Annotated in this window: 1 protein-coding gene and 2 pseudogenes; 2 read left to right on the forward strand and 1 reads right to left on the reverse strand. The window is 41.4% G+C overall.

Going from position 1 to position 1,744, the window contains the following annotated elements; all coding sequences use genetic code 11:
- A pseudogene (locus G5171_RS20225) lies at positions 1-125 on the reverse strand (fimbrial protein); the annotation flags it as partial.
- A 608-nt stretch (positions 126-733) separates the two neighbouring features.
- On the opposite strand from G5171_RS20225, the gene G5171_RS20230 reads away from it, so the two are divergent.
- Positions 734-1,357 carry a response regulator gene (locus tag G5171_RS20230; protein ID WP_421251636.1) on the forward strand — a complete coding sequence of 208 codons (624 nt, stop codon included), beginning with the start codon at positions 734-736 and terminating at the stop codon, positions 1,355-1,357.
- Between the two features lie 2 nt (positions 1,358-1,359).
- A pseudogene (locus tag G5171_RS20235) lies at positions 1,360-1,744 on the forward strand (histidine kinase); the annotation flags it as partial.

The following is a 1,744-nucleotide window of genomic DNA, read 5'->3' on the forward strand; positions in this document are numbered from 1 at the left end:
TCAGACACAGTGTCTTTCTTGGCTGTAGCCTTCCAGGTGGCAGTGGCAGTGGCTTCCACAGCGGCCTGAGCGGCGGCGGCAAAGCCCAGTCCTGCAACAGTCAGCGCAATCAGAGTCTTTTTCATCTTGATATTTCCTACACATTTTCTGATGGGGGCATTTGCTGCCACCCGTTTGATTTCACGCACCCAAGGTGCCTTCCATTTCAACCTTGCCGGACAGGTTCGTCCAAGCAACCTTGCCGGTTGCCAAAGCGCAGTGCTTCATCAACCAGCTCATCTTTTCGCCAGAAAAAGAAAGCAAAGATAGCGGTCAGGCCAGTTTGGATCGATTGAATGCTGTGTAGGAAAAATCTCAAAATGTGACTGTAACCAGCAACTTAAAACGAAACGTTTTCATTCGCTTATCAGTTTATTAATTTTATTATATTTTTGATTTTTATGAACTTTGGTATTTTTTTATCTAGATGGCGCGTGCTTCTGACGGTGGCCGATGAGAGTGGTTGCCATTCGGGAACTAGCGAATGAAAAATCGAGATTCAAAAGAACACATCGCTCTATAAGTTATTGATGATTTAGTATAAAAATATTAGATAACTATCGATTAGGTGCGGGGATATGATTTTTCACCTAAATTACGCAACACATTATCAACATTAAAACGCCATATGGTACGCTTGATGTTTTTATAGTTAATATAAGCAATGTTAAGTGGTATCATTGCAGGAAAGTATATGAGAAAAATATTGATAGTGGATGATCACCCAGCCATCAGGATGGCTATTCGCATCCTGTTTCAGCAAGACGATCATCATATTATTGCAGAGGTTGACAATGGCGTAGATGCTGTTTTGGTTGCACGTACAAATACCCATGACATAGTCATCCTAGATATTGTAATTCCCAGACTGGATGGTATTGAGGTAATCAAAAGAATCAAAGAAATCGATCCGGAAATTAAAATAATAATTTTTTCTGCACAAGCCACACATCATACCATTGTGCGCTGTCTGCAAGCTGGAGCGAATGGTTTTATATCCAAAACGGATGATCTTTCTTTGCTAAAAAGTGCACTAATTAAAATTAAAAAAGGTCAACTTCACTTCCCGCAAGAGGTTATTCATGGTGCTAGAAATGCTCATGCAGTCGATAAGAAAGATCTCCTTTCAGCCCTATCTAACAGAGAGATGAGTGTCTTAATGAAAATATGTCAGGGGCATACCAACAAACAAATTGCAGAGAGTATGTTGCTTAGTGAAAAAACAGTCAGTACGTACAAAACTCGGTTGATGCAGAAACTGAATGTGACCAATATGGTTGACCTGATTAGCCTGGCCAAGCGCCAAGAGTTACTGTGAATATGAAAGCATCATACGTAGCCGCTCTGGCCTTATTATGCGCATTTTTTGCCTCAGCAAGTCATGTTGAGTCGCCATTCTTGCATGTGTATTCGCGAAATGACAGTGAATATATTGATAAAAATTTTTTGCCATTACATGTGGAAGAATGGCTTTGGTTGCGAAATAAGGGGCGCTTGGTGCTCGGAGTCCCAATGCCTGATAATCCTCCTATGGATATTACACTACGCGCTAATGCATACGAAGGAGTTACCGCTGACATTGTTGGAATGTTGAGCCATTTGTTGCGTATCGAGATCGTTGTGAAAAATATACCATCTCGCGCTGAAGCTATTGAGGCGCTGAAACGTGGAGAGATCGACTTCTTAAGCACGTCTAATGCCTATG

This window comes from Aeromonas sp. 600774 (assembly GCF_049175075.1).
Lineage (GTDB): Bacteria > Pseudomonadota > Gammaproteobacteria > Enterobacterales > Aeromonadaceae > Aeromonas > Aeromonas veronii_A.